Origin of the sequence: Actinocrinis sp. (genome assembly GCF_035938995.1) — a bacterium.
Classification (GTDB): domain Bacteria; phylum Actinomycetota; class Actinomycetes; order Streptomycetales; family Catenulisporaceae; genus DASZGI01.
In genome coordinates this window covers 1-23,944 of record NZ_DASZGI010000416.1, presented here as the reverse complement: position 1 = coordinate 23,944, position 23,944 = coordinate 1, and the positions used below count along the sequence as shown (strand labels likewise).

The window sequence follows — 23,944 nt, the reverse complement described above, 5'->3', positions numbered from 1 at the left end:
CAACCGCGGCGCCCCTGGGGGCTCGAGAAAGGACTGAAGAGGCGATGGCTGACTTCTCCCGGCTTCCCGGGCCCAACGCGGACCTCTGGGACTGGCAGTTGCGCGGGCTGTGCCGGGGCAAGGACAGTTCGCTGTTCTTCCACCCGGAGGGGGAGCGCGGCGCGGCGCGCTCCAGCCGCGAAACCGCGGCGAAGGAGATCTGCATGAACTGCCCGGTGCAGATATCGTGCGCGGACCACGCACTTAAGGTGCGCGAGCCCTACGGCGTCTGGGGTGGCATGACGGAGGAGGAACGCGAGGAACACCACGCGCGGCAGAAGGCCCTGGCTCGGGCACAGGCGGCGCGGGAGAAGGCCGCGCGCGCCCAGCAGGAGCGGCTGAAGGAGAAGCTGCTGCGGGACAAGGCACGGGCGGCGGAGGCGGGGAGCAGGCTGTCCGGAACAAGGCCGGTCGTGGTCGCCGGGGCGGCGGCTGCGAAGCCGGCAGCGCCCGCGCCGACGAAGTCGGGCGGTTCGCCGGCCTCGTCCAAGCCGCCGAGCCGCAAGGCGCCGACGCGCAAGGCCGCGAAGCCGTTGGTCAAGGCCTGACGTCTCGCCGGGCGATCGCCCTAAGACGCGCGTGAAGCCGGACCCGTCACCTCGACGGGTCCGGCTTCGCACGTGTCTTATCGAACGAGCACCGGCGCGGCAGATCCGGCTCAGTGGCTGTGCCCGTGGCCGCCGTGCGAGTGGCCCTCGTCCTCCTTGGGCGCCGGCTTCTCGACGACCAGCGTCTCGGTCGTCAGCAGCATCGACGCGATCGACGCCGCGTTCGCCAGCGCGGAGCGGGTGACCTTGACCGGGTCGATGACGCCGGCCGCGATCAGGTCCACGTACTCGCCGGTGGCCGCGTTCAGGCCGTGGCCCGCCTCGAGCTGGCCGACCTTGTTGGTCACCACGTAGCCCTCAAGCCCGGCGTTCTCGGCGATCCAGCGCAGCGGCTCGACCATCGCCTTGCGCACCACGGACACGCCGGTCGCCTCGTCGCCGGCCTTGCCGAGGCCCTCGGCCAGGATCGCGGCGGCGTGCACCAGCGCGGAACCGCCGCCGGAGACGATGCCCTCCTCGACCGCGGCGCGGGTGGCCGAGATCGCGTCCTCCAGGCGGTGCTTCTTCTCCTTGAGCTCGACCTCGGTGGCCGCGCCGACCCGGATCACGCAGACGCCTCCGGCCAGCTTGGCCAGGCGCTCCTGCAGCTTCTCCCGGTCCCAGTCCGAGTCCGAAGCCTCGATCTCGGCCTTGAGCTGCTTGATCCGGTCCGCCACCTCCTGCGCGTCGCCCGCGCCGTCGACGACGGTGGTGTCGTCCTTGGTGATGGTGATCCGGCGGGCGGTGCCGAGCACCTCGACGCCCACCTGGTCCAGCTTCAGGCCGACCTCGGGGGCCACCACCTGGGCGCCGGTCAGGATCGCGATGTCCTGGAGCATGGCCTTGCGCCGGTCGCCGAAGCCCGGGGCCTTGACCGCGACCGAGTTGAAGGTGCCGCGGATCTTGTTGACGACCAGGGTGGACAGCGCCTCGCCCTCGACGTCCTCGGCGATGATCAGCAGCGGCTTGCGGGCCTGGGCCACCTTCTCCAGCACCGGCAGCAGCTCGGCGACCGAGGAGATCTTGCCCTGGTTGATCAGGATGTAGGCGTCCTCGAGGACGGCCTCCATGCGCTCCTGGTCGGTCACCATGTACGGGGACAGATACCCCTTGTCGAACTGCAGGCCCTCGGTGAACTCCAGCTCCAGGCCCATGGTGTTGGACTCTTCGACGGTGATGACGCCGTCCTTGCCGACCTTGTCCATCGCCTCGGCGATCAGCTCGCCGATCGCCCGGTCCTGCGCCGAGATCGCGCCGACGTGCGCGATCGACTCCTTGGTCTCCACCGGCTTGGCGGAGGCGAGCAGGTGGTCGGAGACCGCCTTGACCGCCGCGTCGATGCCGCGCTTGAGCGAGGTCGGGTTGGCGCCGGCGGCCACGTTGCGCAGTCCCTCCCGGACCATCGCCTGGGCCAGCACGGTCGCGGTGGTGGTGCCGTCGCCCGCGATGTCGTTGGTCTTGGTCGCGACTTCCTTGGCCAGCTGCGCGCCGAGGTTCTCGTACGGGTCCTCGAGCTCGATCTCGCGGGCGATGGTCACGCCGTCGTTGGTGATGGTCGGCGCGCCGAAGCTCTTGCTGATGACGACGTTGCGGCCCTTGGGACCGATCGTCACCTTGACCGCGTCGGCGAGCGCGTTGACGCCGCGCTCGAGCTTGCGGCGGGCGTCCTCGTCGAACTGAAGCATCTTGGCCATCGGTGCCAAGTGTCCCTTCTAGGAAAGAAATACGGGGGCAGACGGAAGGCCGCGCCCCGCCACGCGCGCACGTCGCGGGGCTCGCGGGGACGCGGCCCTTCGGACCCGCCCGCCAGTGACCTGGCCGACCGGGGTGTTACTTGGTGATGACGGCGAGCAGGTCGCGCGCCGACAGGACGAGGTACTCCTCGTTGTTGTACTTGACCTCGGTGCCGCCGTACTTCGAGTACAGGACGACGTCGCCCTCCTTGACGTCGAGGGGCAGGCGCTGGCCGTCCTCGAACCGGCCCGGGCCGACCGCCAGGACGACACCCTCCTGCGGCTTCTCCTTGGCGGTGTCCGGGATGACCAGGCCGGAGGCGGTGGTCTGCTCGGCGTCCAGCGGCTTGACGACGACACGGTCCTCAAGCGGCTTGATGGCAACGGTAGCCACGGTCGTGACCTCTCCTTCGACAGGCACTTCACTGCGGCGGGCTTCTCGGTCCCGCCGGTTGACTTGGGGCCACCATCCACGCCTGTCGTCGCGGGTGCCAGGGGGACGGTGTGGCGCTGGCACCCTCGGCATGAGAGTGCCAATCGAGAGGTTATGTCGAGGCCTAGCACTCGGTCAACCCGAGTGCCAGACACCGCCCCGAGTGTTCACCCGGAACGAGCCGCGAGAAAAGCACACGCCATTCACCGGCTGCGACACCCGATAATCAAAAGCGCGTTCACCTAACGGGAGGAGCACATGTGAATACGCGAGAGTGCGCCGCGCGCTGCCACGCGGCACACCACCTCGCAGGGGGGACGGGGCGAGATGCTTGACATCCTCGGTCTGGACGCGCTGTCCGAGCGCGTCTACCAGGAGCTGGTCGCTGCGGGGACGGCCGACGCTCATACGCTCGCCGAGCGGACCGAGCTGGCCGGCGAAGCGGTCAAGACGGCGGTGGAGCTGCTGGTCGAGCTCGGCCTGGTCACGCGCCAGGCTGCCACTGGGAACGGGGACGTGGCCGGCGCTTACGCGGCCGCGCCTCCGGCGGTCGCGCTCGGCGCGCTGCTTGCTGAGCACCGCTACGCCTTACACAAGGCGGAGCTTGCTCTGGCGGCGCTGGCCGAGTCGTACCGCAGCGCTGCCGCGGACCGCTCGTCCCGCGATCTCGTCGAGGTGGTCTGTGGGGCTGAGGCGGTGCTTCAGCGGTTCGAGCAGGTCCAGCGAGGCGCGGTGCACGAGCTGATGGTCATGTCCGAGGCCCGGTACGAGGTGGTGGGCCCCGGCGAGAGCCCGGCGGAGGAACAGGCGATCGCCCGGGGGGTGCGGTACCGGGTCGTGCTGGAGCGAGAGGCGCTGGAGTTCCCCGGCGCGATCGACGGCCTCGCGCTGCACGGCGGCAAGTCGCCGCAGTCCCGGGTGGTCGAGCGGGTCCCGGCCAAGCTGATCGTGGCGGACCGTTCGGTCGCGCTGGTGCCGCTCAGCGACGGTTCGAACCCGGACACCGGTCGCGAACCGGTGGCCATGTACGTGCGCGCTCCCGGGCTGATCCGGCTGCTGATCGGGTTGTTCGAGTCGGTATGGGAGCGGGCGGTGCCAGTGCGCCTGGGCGAAGCGGGCGGGATCGAGGCGGAGCCGCAGAACGAGCCGACCGGCCTGGATCTGCGGATCCTCTCGCTGCTGATGCTCGGCTCCACGGACGCGGCGATAGCCAAGCAGCTCGGTCTCGGCCTGCGAACCGTGCAGCGGCGCGTGGCGCACATGATGGAGCTGGCCGGCGTCAGCACCCGTCTCCAGCTCGGTTGGCACGCCCGGCATCGGCACTGGCTTGGGTAGCACCGGCCCGGGTAGCGCCCAATTAGGATGGGCAAAGTGAGCGAGGAGCGGACCACGGAGCAGGACCGGACGCCGGTACGGGAGTCGAAGTCGCTGTACGACCGAGTGGGCGGCGAGCCGGTCTTCCGTGCCCTGGTGCACCGCTTCTATGAGGGTGTCGCGCGCGATCCGCTGCTGCGGCCGCTTTATCCGGAAGAGGACCTCGGCCCCGCCGAGGAGCGGCTGACCCTGTTCCTCATCCAGTATTGGGGCGGCCCCACCACTTATAGCGACCAGCGCGGCCATCCCCGCCTGCGGATGAGGCACGCCCCGTTCCGCGTCGACGCACTCGCCCGCGACCGGTGGCTGCACCACATGCGCGAAGCCGTCGACGAACTCGGACTCAAGCCGGAGGACGAGCGTGAACTGTGGGAGTACTTGGCGCGCGCCGCGCAGTTCATGGTGAACGCGGAGTAGTGGGGGTCGCGCATCGCCTCGCGACGCGCGACCCCCACCTCCTTCTTCACGGGCGGCCGAGCGCCCGGTACTCCCAGCCCGCTGCGCGGTACCCCTCCGCGTGGAGGGCGTGCCGCCCGTCGACCACACGGCGGTGCGCGACGACGTCGGCGAGCGCGTTCGGGTCCACCTCGCGGAACTCGTTCCACTCCGTCAGCAGCACGACCACGTCGGCGTCACGGGCCGCGTCGAAGGTGCTGGTGGCGTATTCGAGGTCCGGGTACGCGCGGCGGGCGTTCTCCACAGCCTGTGGGTCGTAGACGCGTACGATCGCGCCGCCCTCCTGGAGCATCCGCGCGACATCCAGCGCCGGGGCGTCCCGGACGTCGTCGGAGTCCGGCTTGAACGCGGCGCCGAGCGCGGCGACCCGGACTCCGGACAGCGAACCGCCGGCCAGTTCGCGCACCAGGTCGACGGTGCGTTCGCGGCGGCGCCGGTTGATCGCGTCCACCTCGTGCAGGAACGCGACCGCCTGCCCGACGCCGAGCTCCTCGGCCCGGTGCGCGAAGGCCCGGATGTCCTTAGGCAGGCAGCCGCCGCCAAAGCCGAGGCCCGGCCGCAGGAACCGGCCACCGATGCGGGTGTCGTAGGACAGCGCCTGCGCCAGCTGCTGCACGTCGGCGCCGGTGGCCTCGCAGACCTCGGCCATGGCGTTGATGTAGGAGATCTTGGTGGCCAGGAAGGAGTTCGCGGCCACCTTCACCAGCTCCGCGGTGGGCAGGTCGGTGACCACGACCGGCGTGCCGTTCTCGATCACCGGCCCGAACGCGGCGCGCAGCTGCTCCTCGGCCCACGCCGACGCGACGCCGAAGACCAGGCGGTCGGGGCGCAGCGTGTCCTCGACCGCGAAGCCCTCGCGCAGGAACTCGGGGTTCCAGGCCAGCTCGACCTCGTCGGAGGGGGCCAGCTCGCGCACCAGCCCGGCGAGCCGGGCCGCGGTGCCGACCGGGACGGTCGACTTACCCGCGATCAGCGACCTGCGGTTCAGGTGCGGGGCGAGGGCCGAGACCGCGCTCTCCACATAGGTGAGGTCGGCGGCGTTGGAGCCCGGCTTCTGCGGCGTGCCGACGCACAGGAAGTGCACGTCGCCGAACGCCCCGGCCTCCGCATAGTCCGTGGTGAAGCGCAGCCGCCCGGAGTCGAGCGCCTTCGTGAGCAGCTCGGGCAACCCGGGCTCGAAGAAGGGCACCTCGCCCGCGTTCAGCCGGTCCACCTTGTCCTCGGCCACGTCTACACCGAGGACGTCGAAGCCGAGCACGGCCATGCAGATGGCGTGCGTGGCCCCGAGGTAGCCGGTCCCGATGACGGTGACGCGCGGCGCTGAGGTAGCCGCGTTGGTCAGGTCACTCACGAAGGTCTCCCCTTGCTTTCTTCAGTGCCCTATAGAAACAGGCCCGCGGTCGGTCACGGAGCGGCCGCACACGGGATGTTGCCGTTGCCGGCCCCGGCCCCCTGGACGGTGTTGTCGCAGGTCCAGACGTTGCCGTTGACCGGAGTGAAGTGGAATCCGTATCCGGGGCCGTTCACCACCGCGGTGTTGCCCTCGAACACGTTGTCCTGTCCCCAGCCGGACAGGATCTGGTGCGTCTGGAAGCCGTCCTGGGACGAGTTGTGGCCGGTGTTGCCCTTGATCAGGTAGTCGTTGCCCTTGGCGTTGACCCAGCCGGTCGCACCCTTCGGAGAGAAGCTGGAGCCGTCGAAGCTGTTGCCGATCAGCGCTCCGCCGGTCGTGCCCTCCTTGATGTCCACGTTCTCGGCGGTGGTCTTCGAGATCGTGTTGCCGCGGATGACGTTGTTGTTGCTGTAGTCCTGCTGGCACGCGGTGTAGGTGCACCAGTTGCTCTGCGCGGTGCCGATGTAGATGCCCTCGCCGAACTTCGGGTTGAGCGAGCCGGTGTCGGTCACCGTGTTGTTCAGCACGAGGTCGTCGTCGCTGAACTCGCGCAGGTGGATGCCCTCGTCGCCGAGGTGCTGGACGGTCAGGCCCTGGATCACGGTGAAGTCGGTGTGGTCCAGGACGACGCCCTTCTGGCCGTCCTGCACGGTGAACCCGACCAGCCGCCAGTACGCGGCGTTGTCGAGGTGGAAGACATAGCCGCCGCTGGTGTCGCGGCTGCCACCGTCGAGTACCGCACCCGAACCGCCGCACAGGAACACCGGCTGGTCCGCTGTGCCGACGGCGGTTCCGGAGAAGTTGCCGGAGTAGGTGCCGTCGGCGAGCTGGATGACGGTACCGGGCTGGGCGGCGGCCAGCGCCTGGGTCAGCTGGTCCGCAGTGCTCACGTTGACCGTCGCGGCCGGGCAGGTGACCGACGGGTCCGCGGACGTGACGCCGGGCAGCGACGCGGCCGCGACGACAGCCGGCTGCGGTCCGCCCGGGGTGTAGGCCGGAATCGGGCCACCGCCCGCGGCGGTCTTGCCGCTCTTCCCCTTCTTCTTCTTGCCGGTCTCGGACGGGCTCGGGTTGGCGCCGACCTGGCCGGGGCTCGGGTTGGGGAAGGTGAAGTTGGGATTGGCGGACGGTCCGCTGCTCGCGGCCGGGCTCGAGCCGCCGCTGTTGGCCAGCCAGACGCCGAGCCCGATGACGAGCGCGAACGCCACGCCGACGAGGAGGCCGCGCTGGAAACCGCTGGCGCTCCGCAGCCGCCCGCGCCAGCCGTCGGCGGGAGGCGTGGCGGCGGGCGGCGCACCGTACTGGTCGCCGAACGGTGGCGGCGCTTCGTATCCGCCGACGGGGGGCACGCCGAACCCGGCGGGCGGCACGCCGAACTGGAGCGTCGGGTCCTGCGGCGGCAAGGCCATCGGCCCCTCGTGCCCCGGCGGCTGCGGTTCCGGGGTCGCACCCGGAACCGTCGGCTGGTCGTCGTTCTCACTCACGCGCTGATCCTCACGCCCGTCGCCGGCCGGTCCGTCACCATTGGCGGGTGAACGATCCGGTGTCGTCGTTGCTGGAGTTGCCGTTGCTCGCGCTGCCGGCGCCGATCCCGCTCGTGTGCAAGTCGCGCTGCTCCGGCAGCAAGCCGTTGCTGTGCTTCGGCGCGCTCTCCGCGACCACCACAGGCTCCTTGACCGCCACGGTCTCCTTCGTCGCCGGCACGGTCTCCTTCACCGGCGCCGCCTCTGGCCCCACGGTCGGCTTCATCACCGCGGACACTAGGCCGTTGCTCTGCTTCTCGAAGGTGATGACCGACATCGCCAGCGGGGCCTGGTCGGCGTACGGGTGTGCGCCGAGGGCGACCTTCGCGCGGCGCATCGCGTGACGCTTGCCCTTGCCGGTGCGGGTGCGGTGGCCCTTGATCGTGAAGAAGGCGATCAGCAGGAAGAGGCAGATCCAGACGATCGTCAGCGGCCGGATGAGGGCCTTGATGCGGATCCACAGGGTGGTGGTGTTGAACCAGCCGGAGGTCTGGTTGCCGCTGGTGTCCACCTTGCCGTGCTCGCGGTTGGTGTCGATCGCGCCCGGGCCGATGCCGGAGATGGTGTTGCCGTTGACCAGGCTTCCGGCGTCGGAGTCGACCAGGGTGACGCCGTGGATCGAGGCGCCGCTGATGCTGTTCCCGGCGATGTCCGCGGTGGCGTTGCGGACGTAGACGCCGGTGGCCGCGCCCTGGATCACGTTGTTGTTCACCGTGACCGCCTGCACGCCGTCGCGGATCGAGATGCCCTCGCGGTCCTGCTGGGTCAGCTTGTTGCCGGAGATCGTGACCTTCTGCGCGCCGCGCCGAATCACGATGCCCATCAGGTTGCCGACGATCGTGTTGTTGTTCAGTCCGATGTTCAGGCCGCCCAGGACCTCGATGCCGTAGTGGCCGTTGCCTTGGGAGGTGCTGGTGTTGACGTTGTTGTTGCCGTAGGCGCCCATCGGCTCACCGGAGGCGGACGGTCCGACCGAGATCGGCTGGCCGTTGACCGTGAAGCCGTTGCCCGCGTTGTAGTACGCGGTGCTGTTGGTGATCTGCACCTGCTGGGCGGCGCGGGAGATGATGAAGCCGTCGCCGTCGTTGTGGCTCGCGTCCACGTGCTGGATCACGGCCTGGGTGGCGAAGCGGTGCAGGACCACGCCGGCGATAAGGCTTCCGGTGACCTGCGTGTCGCTGATCACGATGCCGGTGGCGCCGGACAGGAACAGGCCGAACGCGTTGCCGGTGATCGTGTCGTGGTCGATCTGGGTCGAGACGTAGGACAGGCCCGGCACGCTGAACTGCGAGTCTGGGGTGCCCAGCGGTCCGGCGGGCTGGCTGGTCACGCCGTTGCTGCCGAGGGTGCTGCTGTTGGGCGACTGAGCCGGCCCGGTCGGCTTCTGCAGTTTCTGGATCTTCTGCGCGGTCTTGCCGTGCGCGCCGGTGTAGACGTTCGGACCGGTGGTCGAGCCGGTGGCCGGACGGGTGGTGCCGGTCAGACCGATGCCGCCGGTGCGGCCGCTCCAGAAGCCGAGGTCGATCACGTCGACGTAGCTCATGGTGAAGGTGCCGCCGATGGCCCGGATGTAGGCGCGACCGTGGGTCGGGTCGGTCATCGGCTGGGCGGTGCGCGGGTCCCAGCTGGTGACCGTCATCCGCGCGTCGGGGGTGCCGGTCATGATCAGGTCGCCGCCGAAGGTGACGATGCTGACGAAGCCGTTCTCGTTGCTGGCCATGCGCAGCTTCAGGCCGCCGGGGCGGGAGAGCTGGAGAGTGGCGCCGCGCTCGACGTAGATGTTCTCGAGCAGCAGGTACGAGCCGTCGGACTGGAGCAGGAACGTGGACGGGGCCAGCTGCAGCAGGTCGTCAACGGTGTAAGGGGCCGTACGCGGGGTCAGCACCAGGGTGTAGCCCGAGCCGGTGGCGAGGCGGAAGGGCGACTTCCACTCGGTGCCGCCCTTCTTCGCCGAGCCCGCGGTCGCGCGTATCTCGATCAGCCGGCGGTCCTCCGCGACCACCGCCGAGGCCTCGGTGCTCGCCTCGTCGTTGGTGATCGTCGGCGGGGTGGGCACGGTGTGGTCGGCGCTGGAGTCCACCGGGAACGCGAAGCCGCCGGCGTTGGCGGTCGTGCCGCTGTCGGCGGCCGCTCCCGGCGCGGCGAAGGTGCCGGCCAGCAACGCGAACGCCAGCCCCGCGACGGCGGAGGCGGCGAGTCGGCGGACGGCCGTCGGCCGGCTGAGGGTCGATGCGTTGCTCATGCCTAGGCCACCTGCTCCCGGAGAGTGCTGGCGTTCTGACCGTCGCCGCCGAGGCTGTCCTCGGTGCGGGTGAGCCATCCCTGCTTGTTCATGGTGAGGAACGCGTACAGCTTGATCGGCAGCGAGATGCAGACGACCACGAGCGCCGTGATCGGCAGCAGCAGGATCTCGCCCGGGTGCCGCCGCAGATGCGAGTAGCCGCGGATGCCGCGGCCGACCAGCAGCCAGATCGCGGCGAAGACGTACGCCCTCGTCGTTCCGTCCAGGCGGTTGAACACCAGGTAGCCGATGGTCAGGCCCATCGTGACCGGGGTGAGCAGGATCTGCAGAACGGTGATGCGGGAGATCATGCTGGTGCGCCAGAGCCAGCCCTTCCACAGGGCGGTGAGATAGCAGCGGTACGAGTTGCGGCTCCAGCGGATGCGCTGGCGCATGAAGGCGCGCAGCGAGGAGGGGAACATCGAGACCGCGCGGGCGTTGGACTGGTGCACCGTCTTGTATCCGGAGGCGAGGGTCAGCCAGGTCATCCGGCCGTCGTCGCCGGCGACGCAGCGGCGGCCGAGGAAGAATTCGTCCTCGAGGTTCTTGACCACCGGCAGGATCACCGAGCGGCGGTAGGCGGCGGTGCGGCCGGACAGGCAGATCACGCCACCCTTGCGGCTCATCGCCGGGACGTAGTCGTAGTAGCGCAGGTTCACCAGCCAGTCGGCGATCCGGCGCCAGATGCTGGTGTGCCGCTGGTAGACGTTCTGCTGGGTGCCGACGCCGCCGACCACCGGGTCGACGAAGGGCATCTGGACCGCGTCGAGCAGGCCCGGCTCCCAGGCGGTGTCGGAGTCGCAGAACACGAGGATGTCGTTGACCGCGGCGCGGATCCCGACGCCGAGCGCGGACCGCTTGCCGTGGTGCTTGAAGACGATGACCTTCAGCCGCGGGTCGTCGACCTCGGCCAGCTCCCGCTGGCAGTCCACGTCGTCGACGTCGACCACGACGATGATCTCGCCGGGGTTCTGCGAACGCCAGGACTCCAGGCAGCGCAGCAGGATCTTCGGGTCTTCCCGGTAGGACGGGACGATGACGGAGGTGGATATCCGGAACTCGTTGACCACCGGCTGGTAGAACCGGGACGAGATGGCCCGGAAGATCCACAGCGACCAGACGAGGACGCCAGCGATCCCGAGTGGGATGATCTGCCGCCAGTAACCGCCGGCGACAAAGGTCCCCGTCCAATGACTGAAATCGTGAATAACCGAGGCCACTGACATACAGAATCCTTGTTCTGATTTGTGAATACTCGAGCACAGAGGTTTCCGCCGGTCACCCGGTCGGATCACGTCGATACGCCTCTGGAAAATCCGGAAAGGCCGGCGACCGTTTGGCAGAGCGCAGCACGAAATAGCGCGATGTGCTCGCGTTGGCAGGTCCCGGACAGCGGTGACAAGCCGAATCGCAGCGCGGAATACCCACGTCGGGGCGCCGGTTCGGCCAGACTCCCCCCTAAGGCCACAGCACCTCAGGCAGACTGACCAGATGCTTCTCGACTTACAGTGGTGCGGTATTTCCGTGATCTGATTCCAGCTGTCGTGCGGTGTCGATAGTAGTGGATGTCAGTTCAACCGTGCGAAGATCGCCGTAGTTGTGACAGACATGTAGCATTCCGGGCGGAAGTGTTATCCGTGTCACTTGAATGTGTACGTCAGGGGAACTGACGCATCCGGATCGAGGCCGACGCTCAATCGGGAGCGCTGTGGCATCTGGAGAATATACGCGGTGAGGCTTCCGGATCCGTTGACGAGTCCAGGCTCGCGCTTGGTCGTTTGCAGCGTCATCCGGTAGTTGTAGCTGATCGTGGCGTGCGAGCCGAGGTTGATCGGACTGGTCTGCGGGGCGTAGCTGTAGGTCATGCCGGTCCCCATCACGCCGGCCGCCATGTTCAGCCAGGCGTTGGTCTTCACGTCCCAGTACTGCATCTGCACCCGGGGGCTGATGTTGTAGTGCGTCGGGTTGCAGGTACACAAGCCCAGGACGACCAACGGCTGGACATTCTGGAAGGAAAAGGAGGTGGTGTTGACGAGGGTCAGGGTGAAGGTCACCGGGTTCGTCATCGGGAAGGTCAATGTGGCGCCGGAAGCGATGTTGGAGAACCGAACCGTGATCGCGTTGAGCGGTGGAGCGTAGCCGGTGAACGTCGCCGCCGGCGTGACCTGGACGACCGTCCCGATCGAAGGCGCCGACGTCGCACTCGGAAAGGCCACGGACGGGAGGGTCGGCTCGGAGCTGCAGCCACTCGCGGCACAAAGGCCGAGCGCGAGGGCCGCCGCCGCGCCGACCAGCCGCAGCCGGGCGCGAGGGCGAGCACGAGGACGTGACAACGGGATGACCCCCCAAGGGTGCAACGATGGAGCAGCGTGCAGGTGCAAACGCATTCTGGCAGCCCGAGATGACGATCGCGTGTCTGTTCCAGATTTGAGACAAGGCAGTGGCCGCACTCGTCGCGTAGCTGCCTAAAGTAAGGGATACCGGACCATCGCGCACCACCCGGCTGAGTGCCACAAAGAGCTCAAGACGGGCGGTCGTCTTGAGCGCGGGCCTCAGACACCGTCGCCCGCGACAGGGCAGCAGCCGCGCATACTCACGCCACCAACCACCCGCCAAGCCGGTCGCAGCCCACAAAACGGGCGGTCGTCTTAAGTCGGCGGACCGCCAGCCACTGTCACCCACGACAGCGCCGACAGTCACGCACGCCCACGCCACCAACCGCTCACCAAGCCGCTCACGGGCGGCAAGACGGGCGGTCGTCTTAAGTCGGCGGGCCGTCAAGCACTGTTGCCTGCGACGGCAGCCGCAGGCACGCGCACCCACGCCACCGACGACCAGCCAAGTCGCTCAGAGCCGCAAAACGGGCAGTCCTCTTGATCAGCGGACCGTCAGCCACCGTCACCCGCGCCACCAACCATCTGCCAAGCCGCTCGTAGCCCGCAAGACGGGCGGTCGTCTCAAATCGGCGGACCGTCAAGCACTGTTGCCTGCGACGGTAGCCGCAGGCACGCCGCCAGCCAAGCTGCTCGCGGCCTGCAAAACGGGCGGTCGCCTTGCGTCAACAGGCCGTCAGCCACGCTGCTGGGACAAATGCAGCCAGGACGCACGGCAGTTCATGCGCGCCCCAGCCGTCTCGGGTCAGCGGTGTCCGTTTCGGGTTTCCCGCGTCGGCTCCGCTGCCTCGTTCCCGGTCGTACGCTCGATCACCGTTCCGAACGGGGCATCGAGACGGAGCCAGCGATTGTGCGCCGCGACCCTCGCGACCCTAGCGGCCGCGCCGCCGTTCGTCGTCTCGGGGCCAAGGAAGCCCATGACCGAGGCCGCGTGTGCCGCGCGCCAGCGCAGTCCGAGCGGAAATTCGCGCGTCCAGATCTCCTCGGCCAGCGCGTCGAGGCCGGCGCGGTCCCGGCCCAGAGCACCGAAGCGGAAGTCCGCGTTACCCTGCGCCACCGCCTCGGACAGCTGACGGACCATCATCTCGCCGAGCGGTTGCCACCCGGTGCGCGGCGGCAGGAGACCCGCCCACGACGGGCCGCCGAGCAGCGCCTCAGGCAGTGTGAAGTCGTGCGAGTCCGCGCTGATCGCGTTGAGCAGCTGCCCGGCCACGACCGTCCGGTCGAACGGTGGCGAGTCCGGCGCCAACGCCGCGGTCCGGACGACGAGCACCGTCACGCCGCGCGATGCCGAGCCGTGCAGCGGCGGTGCGCCGTACGCGGCGGCGACTGGACCGACGCCGACTAACCGGACTGCGGCAGCCTTGTCCAGCGCGAGCAAGCGCTCCAGAAACGCCCCGAGCGCGAGTCCATCCGCAGCGTCGGCGAAGCGGTACCCGGTCATCGGTCGGTAGCAGGTACTCCGAGGCCGAACCTCGCCGCTCCCGGCGGGAGGCCAGCGCGCTCGGGTTTCTTTATCAGGTACTGCTCGAGGTAGACACGCTCGGTCGGAGTGAGGCGTCGCAGCCGACTCTCCCTCAAGTCGAACGGCACGAGCGTGGATTCGGCGGTGGCGTACACGTAGTCGTCGTCCTTGACCTCGTAGGCCACGGTGAAAGAACCGTGGCCGATCTCGGTCACCCAGGTCTCCACGCGGACCGGCTCAGGGCGGTAGACGAGCGGGCGCTTGTATTCGATCGTGTGCCGGGCCACGACGGTGCCGAGTTCGAACTCGTAGACCCCTGCTCGATTGGCGGTGGAGACCATCCAGTCGACCCGGGCCTGCTCGAGATACTGCAGATAGATCATGTTGTTCACGTGGCCATACGAGTCCATGTCGCTCCAGCGCAGCGCGCAGAGATAGACATGCCGCTGACCATTGGCCGTCCCACCTGTGCCCACTCCACCGGCACCAAACCCGTCAGGTGCCGCCGCGGCGCCGCTCACCTGCTCATTCGCCATGCCCACGCGGCTAGCCCCGGGTCAGCTTGCGGTAGGTCACCCGGTGCGGGCGCGCCGCGTCAGGCCCGAGTCGCTCGACCTTGTTCTTCTCGTAGGACTCGAAGTTGCCCTCGAACCAGAACCACTTCGACTCGCCCTCGTAGGCGAGGATGTGGGTCGCGACCCGGTCCAGGAACCACCGGTCGTGGGAGACGACGACCGCGCAGCCCGGGAATTCGAGCAACGCGTTCTCCAGCGAAGACAGGGTCTCGACGTCGAGGTCGTTGGTCGGCTCGTCGAGCAGGAGCAAGTTGCCGCCCTGCTTCAGCGTCAGCGCCAGGTTCAGCCGGTTGCGCTCGCCGCCGGACAGCACGCCCGCGGGCTTCTGCTGGTCCGGGCCCTTGAAGCCGAACGCCGAGACGTATGCCCGAGACGGCATTTCCACCTGGCCGACGTGGATGTAGTCCAGCCCGTCGGAGACCACTTCCCACAGCGTCTTCTTCGGGTCGATCCCGGCGCGGTTCTGGTCGACATAGGCGATCTTCACCGTCTCGCCGACCCGCACCGAGCCCGAGTCCGCCTTCTCGAATCCGACGATGGTCTTGAACAAGGTGGTCTTACCCGCGCCGTTGGGCCCGACCACACCGACGATGCCGTTGCGCGGCAGGGTGAACGAGAGGTCGTCGATCAGCAGCCGCTCACCGAATCCCTTGCTCAGCTTCTCGGTCTCGACCACGACGCTGCCCAGGCGCGGACCCGGCGGGATCTGGATCTCCTCGAAGTCCAGCTTCCTGGTCTTCTCCGCCTCGGCGGCCATCTCCTCGTACCGAGCCAGACGCGCCTTGGACTTGGTCTGCCGGGCCTTCGCGTTGGACCGGACCCACTCAAGCTCTTCCTTGAGCCGCTTCGCCCGCTTCGCGTCCTTCTGCCCCTCGACCTTCATGCGCGCGGCCTTGGTCTCGAGATAGGTCGAGTAGTTGCCCTCGTAGGGATAGGCCCGGCCACGGTCGAGTTCGAGGATCCACTGCGCAACGTTGTCCAGGAAGTACCGGTCGTGGGTGATCGCCACCACCGTGCCCGGGTACTTCGCCAGGTGCTGCTCAAGCCAGAGCACCGACTCCGCGTCGAGGTGGTTGGTCGGCTCGTCGAGCAGCAGCAGGTCGGGCTGCTCGAGCAGCAGCCGGCACAGCGCCACCCGGCGCCGCTCACCACCCGACAGGACCTTGACGTCCGCGTCGCCCGGGGGACAGCGCAGCGCGTCCATCGCCTGCTCGAGCTGAGCGTCGAGGTCCCAGGCGTTGCGGTGGTCCAACTGCTCCTGGAGCGTGCCCATCTCGGCCAGCAGTTCGTCCGAGTAGTCGGTCGCCATCTGCTCGGCGATCTGGTTGAACCGGTCGAGCATGGCCTTGGTCTCGGCGACGCCTTCCTCGACGTTGCCGAGGACGTCCTTCTCCTCGTTGAGCGAGGGCTCTTGGAGCAGGATGCCGACGGAGTACCCCGGTGTGAGCAGCGCGTCGCCGTTGGACGGCTGCTCCAGACCTGCCATGATCTTCAGGACGGTGGACTTGCCCGCACCGTTCGGTCCGACCACGCCGATCTTCGCGCCGGGCAGGAAGCTCAGCGTCACGTCGTCGAGGATAACCTTGTCGCCGTGTGCCTTGCGGGCCTTGCGCAGGGTATAGATGAACTCCGCCATGAGTACAGCTTAGTGGGCCACGCGGGTGCGCTCGGACGCGCCAATTCACGCGGACGACGGCTCAACCTCCGCTCTCGGTGCGGGTAGCGGCTCAAAATCTGGCGCAGGCCCGGGGATGGGCACGGCAAACGGATCGACCTCGAGCGGTCGCGCAGCGTCGGATGAGCCTCTGTGGCGCGCGACCGTCCGGAAGCTGCTCAGACCGCGTCGCAGGTCATGGCCGACGGCGGTCGCGTCCACCTCGACCGTTGCGCCCTCGACGATCCGCTGCCGTCCGGTCACGATGACCGGATCCCCGCGTCCGAGTGATGATCCAACGTGTTCGGCCAAGGCGCGCCAGCACACTACGGTGTAGTGACTGATCCGCGACGTGATCCACAGCTCGGACGTGCGGTCGAAGCGCTGCTCCGGCACGGCGAGCCGGAACGCGGCACGTGGCGCGCCGTTCCCGCATACCGCGAACTCAGGGCTGGACGCGACGCTGCCGAGCAGGGTCACATGAACTTCTGCCGTACGGGACATGAATCTCTCCTCGCTGCGGATCTTGGGCCGAGTCGATCTCGCCGACTCCTCAACGATCACACACTGGGTAGGGCTGCGAGAAGGGGGAATGACGGCCTGTGGATAACTTGCTACGGAGGGGAGTAGTGGAGCAGGCGGACAGCTCGGCAGCGCCGGTCAGTGGTCGCGAACGACGGCGAAGTCGGCGAGCGCCGTTTGATACCGCGTCAGTTCGAGGCTGATCGGCGCGAAGAGAGTGTCCTGGGCCACGGCCGAGAGCTCGACCGAGAGGCGGCCGACCGCGATCTGCCCTGCCGCCGCCGCTGCACGTCGCTGCTTTGCTCTCGCCATGCCGTCGAGGATCCAGGTTCCCGCCAGCCCGGCCGCGATCATTACCGCACCGATCCACATTGGCGCCGCGGCTCCGCCTCCGACGAGCAGGCCGATGCCCGCAGCCGCCATCGCCAGGAGTGCCGCGTGGGCGAACCGGATCGGCCATTTTCTTCCGCTGGAGCGCGCGTCGAGTTCGCAGGCCGCGAGGGCGGTGTCGATCCGATCGGCCAGTACGCTGCGCGTTGCCAGGATCTGGGCCCGTAGCGTGCGCGCCCAATCCTCCGGCAGCTTCTCGGTCATCGCTTCGCCGAGCCTGCTCAGCACCGTGTCGAGCGCCGCGCGGTCTACCGGGACCGGGCCGGGCATCGCCGCGAGTGGCTCGGTGGCGAGGCGGATCAGGTCTCGCAGCGTGCGCGAGTTCGCCGCGCCGTCGCCGCCGCGTCCGTTTCCACGGCCGGACGATGGTCTGTTCTTCGCTTGCCGCGCTCGCCGTTCCCACAAGGCCGCGAGGCCGCGCAGCGGTGTGGAAACCGCGGCCTGATCCCGCGCCGCCATCCGCCTGCTGACCGCATCGGCGAGGCTCGAGACTCCGGCCGCGGCGCGCAGACCCTCCATCGCTTCGGCTCGCGCCTCGTCCGGTACTGCGCTCTCCGCAGGCTCGTCGCCCGTGTGCTGTTGCGTCGGCTCCTCGTCATTGGCCTTAGGCAGCAGGAGTGGTGTCAGCCGTTCGGCGATGCGGTCTACGTCCGCGGCCAGCCGGTCCGCCGCCGCGCGCCGCCCGGCGACCCGCTCGGTCAGCTCCCGGCGCAGCTCGTCGACGCCTTCCTTGGTCCGCGCCGACACCGGGATGACCCGCACCCCGGTCAGGCCGTCCTCCTCCACCAGCCGGGCCAGGTCCGCCACGCACTCGGCGACGGCCTCCTGAGGCAGCCGGTCGATCTGGTTGAGCACGATCATCATCACGTCGGCGTGGTGGACCAGCGCCTTGAGATAGCGGTCGTGCCAGGACGCGTCCGCGTACTTCTGGGGGTCCGTCACCCAGATCAGCACGTCGGCCTGCGCGACCGCATGATCGACCTCAGCCTGGTGCTCACGCACCGCCGAGTCGTGGTCGGGCAGGTCGACCAGCACCATCCCGGCGAGCGCATCACGCACGGCCGAGCGGTCGAGCGCCGAGTCGCGGGTCAGCTGCCTGCGCTCCTCCACGCCGAGCCGGTCGAGTAGCGGCTTGGCCTCAGCGAGCCGGTCTGCCTCCCAGACGCACGCGATCGCCGACGTCGTCGTCGGGCGACGTACCGCGACCGGTGACAAGCCGATCCCGACCAGGCAGTTGAACAAGGACGACTTGCCGACGCCGGTTGCTCCGCCGAGCACGACGACGGTGTGCTCCGCGGACATGCCGAATCGGTCGGCCGCTCGCCGCAACACATCGCGCGAGGGCTCGAGGGCGGCGGACGGCAGCCGGTCTTCAGCGGCGGTGACCAGCCGGGTCAGGGCGTCCAACCGGGCGCCGACGCCTATGGTCCGCTCATTGGCCCGGATGACCTTCATCGCCGCCCCGATCCAGTCGTCATCGCGCTCTTTGCACCGCGTTCCCGGCTTCGAGCAGCGCCTTGCCCGCGCCCGGGTCCACGCCGAGGTCGGCCAGCGCGCGGTGGTGGCGGAAAGCGAGCCGGTCGAACAGCGCGCCCAGCGCCGTGTCCAGCGACGTCGCGGCGAGCTGGGCCAGCTGGTCCGCGTCGTCCGCGCCGAAGATCGCGTCGGCCAGCTTCCGGGTCGCAGCCGAGGCCGGGCTCACCGGCTCGGAGGGGCGGATCGCCCGGCGCCGCCGCGGTAGTCCCCCGCGCCGTCCGGTGAACACCGCACCGGCCAGGACGGCGGCGGGCCCGCCGAGCCCGGCAGCGAAGAAACGACCACTGTCGGTCGCGCGCTTGGACCGCGGCTCACGCCCGATCAGATCGCTGAGCGCCTCGGCCCACTCCTCCAGCTCCGGGGGCACGGCGCCGGCGCGGGTGCCCGGGACGACAATCGCCGATTGCGTCTCCTCGTCAGCCAGCGCCACGCGCCACGCTTCGGCAACCTGGTCCGCAGCGCGCGACGCGGCGGCGGCCACCTGATCGGCGGCGGCGCCCAAAAGCAGCCTGCGGGCGGTGGTCGAGGCGGGGTCACCAGGCGTGAACAACGTGGCCGCCCGGTCCGGCGAGATCGTCGCCTGCCATTCCAGCAGCGGTGCGCCGCGCAGCAGTTCGCCCTGCGCGATCGCGTCGTGAAGGGCGGCGCGCTCGGCGGAATACGCCAGGTCGGCCTGGATCCGCAGCCGGTCTGCGGCCTCGGTCTGCGCCGAGAGCCCGTCGGCCAGCGCGCCCAGCCGCCGCGGCAGATCGTCAAACAGCCCGTTGACCGTCGCCGCGATCGTGGCTTGTCGCATCGCCGGGTCGTGCGCCGTCGAGCGCAACCAGGTCATCAGCGGGTCGAGCAGGTACTCCGGCAGCAGGCCCCCGGTCAGCACCGACTCCGGGACCGTGAACATCGGCAGATCGCCCAGCCCGTTGACCGCCAGCAGCGCCTGCCCCGCCTCGCGTACCTCGCGCATGCTCTCCGGCGGGACTCGGTTGAGCACGATCGCCACAGTTACCCGGCGCTCCCGCGCCGCCTGCAGCAGCCGCCACGGCACCGCATCGGCGTACCGCTCGGCAGTCGTGACCAGCAACCACGCGTCCGCGGCACCCAACAGCCGCTCCCCGGCATCCCGGTTGGCGGCGACCACGGAGTTGACGTCCGGGGTGTCGATCAACGCGATGCCTGCCGGAACGGTCGGGTGCGGGGCGAGGGTGAACGCATCGGGCCGCACCGTCGGGCCGGGAGCGCGCAGGAACGCCGGCAGCAGCCGCTCCGGGCCGGTCACCGCCGCCACGTCCATCGGATTGACGCACAAAACCGCGGAACGGGTGGTCGGCCGCAGCACACCGGCCTTGCTGACCTCCTGCCGCAGCAGCGAGTTGACCAGCGTGGACTTGCCGACCCCGGTCGAGCCGCCGACCACGACGTGCACCGGGCCCTCAGGGCGCCGCAGCCGCGGTATGAGGTAATCGTCCAGCTTGCGAACCAGATCGGCCTGGGTCCGTCGCACGCCAATGACACCATCGGCGGCCAAAGGCAACCGCGGGGCGGCGACAGCGTCGCGGAGCGCCCCGACGGCGCCCAGCAGGTCCGCGTCCGGGCCTGTGATCGTCACAGCCGTGAGCATGCCGCAGCCCCTGGGGACAAGGGAACACCGGGGTCGGTATTGTTCGATAACTTCTGGGTTGCGGATTCGCAGCGGATCGGTCCGCTCGATCCGCGCTTCTCCTGTCCCAGACGCTATCAAGGCCGACCGCCGTCATGGAGCGTTTTGCCGCGAATGCCGCCGTCCGCCCCCGAATTCGGCCGAAACTGGCCACGGACGCGCACTGAAGCGTGCTAGGGCGCAGGGGCGACGGCGTCTACTACCCTGGTTTCCGCTGCCCCCATAGCTCAGTGGATAGAGCAGGCGCCTTCTAAGCGCTTGGTCGCAGGTTCGAGTCCTGCTGGGGGCGCCCTGTACCACCCGTAGCCGCAATTGTTCGTCCGGGGGGATCCGTGACTGGCGAGGCCGAGGAGCCGAGAGACCGTGCGCCGGACGATGACGCGACGGTTGTGATCGAGCCATCCGCGGGCGGGCGCGCCCGGTTTCGGACGCGGACCGTTTTGCTTTCGGTCGGCGGCGTCGTGGTGGTTTTGGGGGTCGTGCTCGGCGTGACGCTGACGGGGAGTCACACGTCGCCTGCTTCGTCCACATCGCCCGCTAAGGCAGGCGCGTTTACTTATGCGGCGCCCACCGACAGCTCCAGCGACGGGTCGGACCCGATCACAGTCGGTAGTGATCCGGGCTGTGCACCGGCAGAGAGCACGCTCACGACGCTGCTCGACAACCTGGTCGTGGATGTGACCGATCCGACCACGGCTGTCGCGGATGTGAAGGCGGCGGCCGACGGGATCGGCCAGGCATCCGCTGCGTCGAGAAGTTCGGCAGTTGAGCAGGCGCTTCGCAAGGCGTCGGCCGATCTGACGGCGCTCAACGGGGTTGCCGCCGGCGGGGACGCCACGAAGATCAGCTCCGCGCTCGGTCCGATCAGCACCGATGTGACGGACCTCTACGCCGCGTGTTCGGGCTGATTCGAGACCACTACGTCCGCCGCATCCAGGCGACCGCATCCACGGCGACGACGCGTGGCCGTGTTTCGGACCACCGTGCTTCGGCCTCCCGTCGGCGGGGTCGGCTACGCTTTCTGACCGGGGAACATGTGGGGGTGGGGTGCGATGAGAGGACGCTTGATGGGCAAGCGGGTGACCGCGGGAACTGCCGCGCTCCTGCTGGGTGGCGCCCTTCTGTCGTCGCTTGCCTCGTGCAACGGGCGCGCAGCGGGCCCGCAGCCCTCCGAACCCGCGGCGCAGGCCTCGGATACGAGCGCGGCTGACGAGGCGCGGGCGGTCGAGGCGCTGCGCACCTGGCTGGGCGAGCCGCAGCCGGGAACGCTCACGATCAGCAGCGTCGACGTCAGCTCCCCGAAGGACACCGAGATCAGCAAGCAGCTGTCCGGGACGCTCGACCCGGCCACCGGGACCGCCGCGCTCGTCGGCACCAAGACGGTGCTGACCGGCAGCTCGACGAACCAGACTCCGCTGCGCGCGGTGATGACCGCCGACCAGTTGTACACGACCAGCGCGGTCGGGCACACCCCGTCAAGCCCCAAGCCGACCTGGACGCAGCAGGACCTGACCCTGGTCAAGCCCGCGACGTCCCCCCATTCGATGTGGTGGACGGTTCTGCAAGACCTGGAGAAGGTGCGGCTGGACGGCGCGAGCGAGGTCGACAGCAAGTCGGCGACCGAGTTCACCGGAACCGTCGACGCGGCGCAGATCCCGAGCCTGGCGAAGCTGGTGTCGACGTCGATGGTGTTCAAGAAGGCGGGGACGACGAAGGTCTCCATCGACCTGTACACGGATCTCGGCACGGGAGCGCTCGTGCGCCTTACCTATCGTCTGGGGCTTCAGCTCTCCGTGGACGCTACGCCGACCGCCACAAGTACCGCGGGGTACGAGGTGGACCTGACCGGGCTCGGCTCCCCCACCGTGTCCGCCTCCCCCTCAGCCAGCACTCCCGCCGCGCTCGATGTGACGCGCGGCGGGAGCAGCGGTGATATCTGTCAGTTAATCCTGTTCTGAGGCTCCTTCGTATGCGTCAGGCGACCGAGAAGTCGTCCGCGTAGTAGGTGCCCTGGCCATACCAGCCGTGCACGTAGATAGACACGCTGGTCGTCGACGCGCCGGTGGTGAAGCTGACGGACAGTTGGTTGTAGGCGCCGCCGGTGCCCGGGGTCCAGGTGTCCACGTCGGACGTGCCCGTACCGCTCACGCCGATGAAGACATAGGCCCCGTCCACCCAGCCGCTCAGCGTGTACTTGGTGTTCGGGCTGACGCTTATGGTCTGGCTGCACTGCGCGTTGTCCGAGTTGTTCGCCGCCCCTTGCAGCGCGTGACTGCCGCTGTGGACGGGGCTGGACACCACGGAGTCGATGCTGCTGCAGGTCCACGGTGCCAGGCTGCCAGTCTCGAAGCCGGGGTTGACGACCTTGTTGCCGCCACCACCCTGCGACCCGGACGGGGACGGCGAGGGTGATGCTGACGCGGAGGCCGAGGCGCTGGGCGAGGTCGACGGTGACGACGACGGTGACGGAGAGGGCGACGAGGAGGCCGAGCTGCTAGGACTCGGCGATCCGCTCGGCGTGGTGCAACTGGAGGCCGAGCCGTTGATGTCGTTGACCGCGTCGTTGAACAGCGTGGCCGCCGGGTCCAGGTCGTACAGCGAGAACATCATGAAGCCGCCGTAGCCGTTGCAGTGCGCGTAGTCGGCTCTGGCCTGGATGGACTGCGGGGACTCGCCGCCGTAGAAGTTGGTGCCGTCATAGAAGTAGGCCGATCTGGTGAGCGGGTCCCAGTAGGTATCGGCCGAATTGGCGACGATGTTGGTGATCTCCTTGTACATCGCCACGCCTGGCACGTTGCCGGAGTCCGTCATTCCGGCCGATGGTCCGGTCGCGGCCTGGTAGAGCCCGTGGTTCGAACCCGCCGACACCCCTGTCCATCCGCGGTAATAGAACGGAAGTCCCAGCGTGAGCTTGTTCGCCGGGAAGCCGCCTGGGATGCCGTATTGCGAGTCTCCGGCGGTCCAGGCGCGCATCGCGTTGTCGATGCTGTAGGTCTCGTTCCCGGGCGCGATCTTCGACTCGGGCGAGTTCGGGTTCGCGTAGAGCGGGTCCTGCTCGTCGGCCGGGCCGGTCGCGTTCCACGCGCCGTACATGTCATAGGTCATGACGTCGGCGAAGGTCAGGTACTGGCCGATCTGGTTGGTCTGGATCTTGCTGATCTTGTCCTGGCCAGACGGCACCGCGGCGGTGAGCGCGTAGCTCTTGCCGTTGGCCGCGCCGGCGGTGTTCAGCTCGTTGCGGAACTCCTGAAGCAACAGGGTGTAGTTGGCCGTGTCCGCCGCGGAGTAATGGTTGCCCAGGTGGCCGGCGGCGCCCGGGTACTCCCAATCGATGTCGAAGCCGTCGAAGATGTTCGCCGCGGTGCCGGAGCCGCCGAAGCCGCCCGCCGCCGGGATGTTGCCGTTGATGAACATGCCGATGCAGCTGGAGACGAACTTCTGCCGGGACGCCGCGCTGGCCGCCACGTCCGAGAAGTACTTCGAGTACGTCCAGCCGCCGAGGGAGAGCAGGATCTTCAGGTTCGGGTACTTCTTCTTCAGCTCCTGCAGCTGGTGGAAGTTCCCGGCGATCGGCTGGTTGTAGACGTCCGAGGTGCCGTCCACCGAGATCGAGGAGTCGAAGGTCTTCTGGTAGTCGGCGAACTGGTCCTCGGCGCCGTCGCCGGCGTTCGGGTCGCTCTCGCCGCCCGGGTCGGGGTCGGTGGCCTTGGTGGCCTCGAAGCAGGTCAGGTTCGTCGGGTCGATGTTCTCGAAGTCGTAGATCAGATAGTTGAGCTTGCCGGCGATGCCCTCGGTGTCGAGGTTCTTGAGGTAGAAGGCGTTCTGGTAGATCGACCACTGATCGTAGTAGGCGACCTTGATCCCGCCGCTGGTGGCCGCGGAGGCCGCGGGTGCGGACGCGGCCAGGCCGGCGGTGATCGTGGCGGCGCCGAGCAG

18 protein-coding genes, 1 tRNA gene and 1 pseudogene are annotated in these 23,944 nt (G+C 68.9%); 6 read left to right on the top strand and 14 right to left on the bottom strand.

Annotated elements, in window-relative coordinates; all coding sequences use genetic code 11:
- Positions 1 to 44 precede the first annotated feature (44 nt).
- Positions 45 to 344 (top strand): annotated as a pseudogene (locus VGZ32_RS28965) (WhiB family transcriptional regulator); the annotation flags it as partial.
- Between the two features lie 353 nt (positions 345 to 697).
- Here the strand turns inward: VGZ32_RS28965 and groL are convergent.
- Together groL and groES are read right to left on the bottom strand one after the other, a co-directional pair.
- Positions 698 to 2,320 carry a chaperonin GroEL gene (gene groL, locus VGZ32_RS28115; protein WP_326889258.1) on the bottom strand — a complete coding sequence of 541 codons (1,623 nt, stop codon included), beginning with the start codon at positions 2,318 to 2,320 and terminating at the stop codon, positions 698 to 700.
- A gap of 136 nt (positions 2,321 to 2,456) precedes the next feature.
- The gene (gene groES / locus VGZ32_RS28110; RefSeq protein ID WP_414642616.1) at positions 2,457 to 2,780 is read right to left on the bottom strand and encodes a co-chaperone GroES; all 324 of its coding nucleotides are present in this window, start codon (positions 2,778 to 2,780) and stop codon (positions 2,457 to 2,459) included.
- A gap of 339 nt (positions 2,781 to 3,119) precedes the next feature.
- On the opposite strand from groES, the gene VGZ32_RS28105 reads away from it, so the two are divergent.
- Both VGZ32_RS28105 and VGZ32_RS28100 read left to right on the top strand, forming a co-directional pair.
- Complete coding sequence (locus tag VGZ32_RS28105; RefSeq protein WP_326889256.1) at positions 3,120 to 4,127, top strand: TrmB family transcriptional regulator; 1,008 nt, start codon at positions 3,120 to 3,122, stop codon at positions 4,125 to 4,127.
- Positions 4,128 to 4,154: 27 nt separating this feature from the next.
- Complete coding sequence (locus tag VGZ32_RS28100; protein WP_349263783.1) at positions 4,155 to 4,583, top strand: globin; 429 nt, start codon at positions 4,155 to 4,157, stop codon at positions 4,581 to 4,583.
- Positions 4,584 to 4,629: 46 nt separating this feature from the next.
- Here VGZ32_RS28100 and VGZ32_RS28095 read toward each other — a convergent pair whose 3' ends face one another.
- The 11 genes from VGZ32_RS28095 to VGZ32_RS28045 form a co-directional block, all read right to left on the bottom strand.
- Complete coding sequence (locus VGZ32_RS28095) at positions 4,630 to 5,973, bottom strand: UDP-glucose/GDP-mannose dehydrogenase family protein (RefSeq protein ID WP_326889254.1); 1,344 nt, start codon at positions 5,971 to 5,973, stop codon at positions 4,630 to 4,632.
- A gap of 53 nt (positions 5,974 to 6,026) precedes the next feature.
- Positions 6,027 to 7,499, bottom strand: a complete 1,473-nt coding sequence (locus VGZ32_RS28090) for a hypothetical protein (protein ID WP_326889253.1) — start codon at positions 7,497 to 7,499, stop codon at positions 6,027 to 6,029.
- 34 nt (positions 7,500 to 7,533) lie between these two features.
- The gene (locus VGZ32_RS28085; protein ID WP_326889252.1) at positions 7,534 to 9,780 is read right to left on the bottom strand and encodes a right-handed parallel beta-helix repeat-containing protein; all 2,247 of its coding nucleotides are present in this window, start codon (positions 9,778 to 9,780) and stop codon (positions 7,534 to 7,536) included.
- A gap of 2 nt (positions 9,781 to 9,782) precedes the next feature.
- Positions 9,783 to 11,045, bottom strand: coding sequence for a glycosyltransferase (locus tag VGZ32_RS28080; RefSeq protein ID WP_326889251.1), 1,263 nt, complete (start codon positions 11,043 to 11,045; stop codon positions 9,783 to 9,785).
- A 414-nt stretch (positions 11,046 to 11,459) separates the two neighbouring features.
- Entirely contained in the window at positions 11,460 to 12,035 is a 576-nt protein-coding gene (locus VGZ32_RS28075) for a hypothetical protein (RefSeq protein ID WP_326889250.1), read from the bottom strand.
- A gap of 922 nt (positions 12,036 to 12,957) precedes the next feature.
- Positions 12,958 to 13,656: a hypothetical protein gene (locus tag VGZ32_RS28070; RefSeq protein WP_326889249.1), complete on the bottom strand. Its 699-nt coding sequence runs from the start codon at positions 13,654 to 13,656 to the stop codon at positions 12,958 to 12,960.
- Positions 13,653 to 14,213 (bottom strand): acyl-CoA thioesterase, encoded by a 561-nt coding sequence (locus VGZ32_RS28065; protein WP_326889248.1) that lies wholly within the window; start codon positions 14,211 to 14,213, stop codon positions 13,653 to 13,655. The genes VGZ32_RS28070 and VGZ32_RS28065 overlap by 4 nt, the downstream gene beginning before the upstream one ends.
- Before the next feature lie 10 nt (positions 14,214 to 14,223).
- The gene (ettA, locus tag VGZ32_RS28060) at positions 14,224 to 15,888 is read right to left on the bottom strand and encodes an energy-dependent translational throttle protein EttA (protein WP_326889247.1); all 1,665 of its coding nucleotides are present in this window, start codon (positions 15,886 to 15,888) and stop codon (positions 14,224 to 14,226) included.
- A gap of 45 nt (positions 15,889 to 15,933) precedes the next feature.
- Positions 15,934 to 16,410: a single-stranded DNA-binding protein gene (locus VGZ32_RS28055; RefSeq protein ID WP_326889246.1), complete on the bottom strand. Its 477-nt coding sequence runs from the start codon at positions 16,408 to 16,410 to the stop codon at positions 15,934 to 15,936.
- Between the two features lie 156 nt (positions 16,411 to 16,566).
- On the bottom strand, positions 16,567 to 18,273 hold the full coding sequence (locus tag VGZ32_RS28050; protein WP_326889245.1) for a GTP-binding protein: 1,707 nt from the start codon (positions 18,271 to 18,273) through the stop codon (positions 16,567 to 16,569).
- A gap of 19 nt (positions 18,274 to 18,292) precedes the next feature.
- Positions 18,293 to 19,957 carry a GTPase gene (locus VGZ32_RS28045; protein WP_326889244.1) on the bottom strand — a complete coding sequence of 555 codons (1,665 nt, stop codon included), beginning with the start codon at positions 19,955 to 19,957 and terminating at the stop codon, positions 18,293 to 18,295.
- A 267-nt stretch (positions 19,958 to 20,224) separates the two neighbouring features.
- Between VGZ32_RS28045 and VGZ32_RS28040 the strand changes: the two genes are divergently transcribed.
- From VGZ32_RS28040 to VGZ32_RS28030, 3 genes are all read left to right on the top strand, one after another.
- A tRNA-Arg gene (locus tag VGZ32_RS28040) sits at positions 20,225 to 20,297 on the top strand.
- Positions 20,298 to 20,469: 172 nt separating this feature from the next.
- Entirely contained in the window at positions 20,470 to 20,916 is a 447-nt protein-coding gene (locus VGZ32_RS28035; RefSeq protein WP_326889243.1) for a hypothetical protein, read from the top strand.
- A 144-nt stretch (positions 20,917 to 21,060) separates the two neighbouring features.
- Positions 21,061 to 21,966 (top strand): hypothetical protein, encoded by a 906-nt coding sequence (locus tag VGZ32_RS28030; protein WP_326889242.1) that lies wholly within the window; start codon positions 21,061 to 21,063, stop codon positions 21,964 to 21,966.
- A gap of 16 nt (positions 21,967 to 21,982) precedes the next feature.
- Here the strand turns inward: VGZ32_RS28030 and VGZ32_RS28025 are convergent.
- Positions 21,983 to 23,944, bottom strand: a 1,962-nt coding sequence (locus VGZ32_RS28025; RefSeq protein ID WP_326889241.1) for a glycosyl hydrolase family 18 protein, incomplete at its 5' end; no start/stop codon positions are given.

Excerpts from the sequence above, each read along its gene's own strand:
- groL (WP_326889258.1), bottom strand. The coding sequence starts at position 2,320 with ATGGCCAAGATGCTTCAGTTCGACGAGGACGCCCGCCGCAAGCTCGAG.
- VGZ32_RS28105 (WP_326889256.1), top strand. The coding sequence starts at position 3,120 with ATGCTTGACATCCTCGGTCTGGACGCGCTGTCCGAGCGCGTCTACCAG.
- VGZ32_RS28100 (WP_349263783.1), top strand. The coding sequence starts at position 4,155 with ATGGGCAAAGTGAGCGAGGAGCGGACCACGGAGCAGGACCGGACGCCG.
- VGZ32_RS28085 (WP_326889252.1), bottom strand. The coding sequence starts at position 9,780 with ATGAGCAACGCATCGACCCTCAGCCGGCCGACGGCCGTCCGCCGACTC.
- VGZ32_RS28080 (WP_326889251.1), bottom strand. The coding sequence starts at position 11,045 with ATGTCAGTGGCCTCGGTTATTCACGATTTCAGTCATTGGACGGGGACC.
- VGZ32_RS28070 (WP_326889249.1), bottom strand. The coding sequence starts at position 13,656 with ATGACCGGGTACCGCTTCGCCGACGCTGCGGATGGACTCGCGCTCGGG.
- VGZ32_RS28065 (WP_326889248.1), bottom strand. The coding sequence starts at position 14,213 with ATGGCGAATGAGCAGGTGAGCGGCGCCGCGGCGGCACCTGACGGGTTT.
- ettA (WP_326889247.1), bottom strand. The coding sequence starts at position 15,888 with ATGGCGGAGTTCATCTATACCCTGCGCAAGGCCCGCAAGGCACACGGC.
- VGZ32_RS28055 (WP_326889246.1), bottom strand. The coding sequence starts at position 16,410 with ATGTCCCGTACGGCAGAAGTTCATGTGACCCTGCTCGGCAGCGTCGCG.
- VGZ32_RS28050 (WP_326889245.1), bottom strand. The coding sequence starts at position 18,273 with ATGAAGGTCATCCGGGCCAATGAGCGGACCATAGGCGTCGGCGCCCGG.
- VGZ32_RS28030 (WP_326889242.1), top strand. The coding sequence starts at position 21,061 with ATGAGAGGACGCTTGATGGGCAAGCGGGTGACCGCGGGAACTGCCGCG.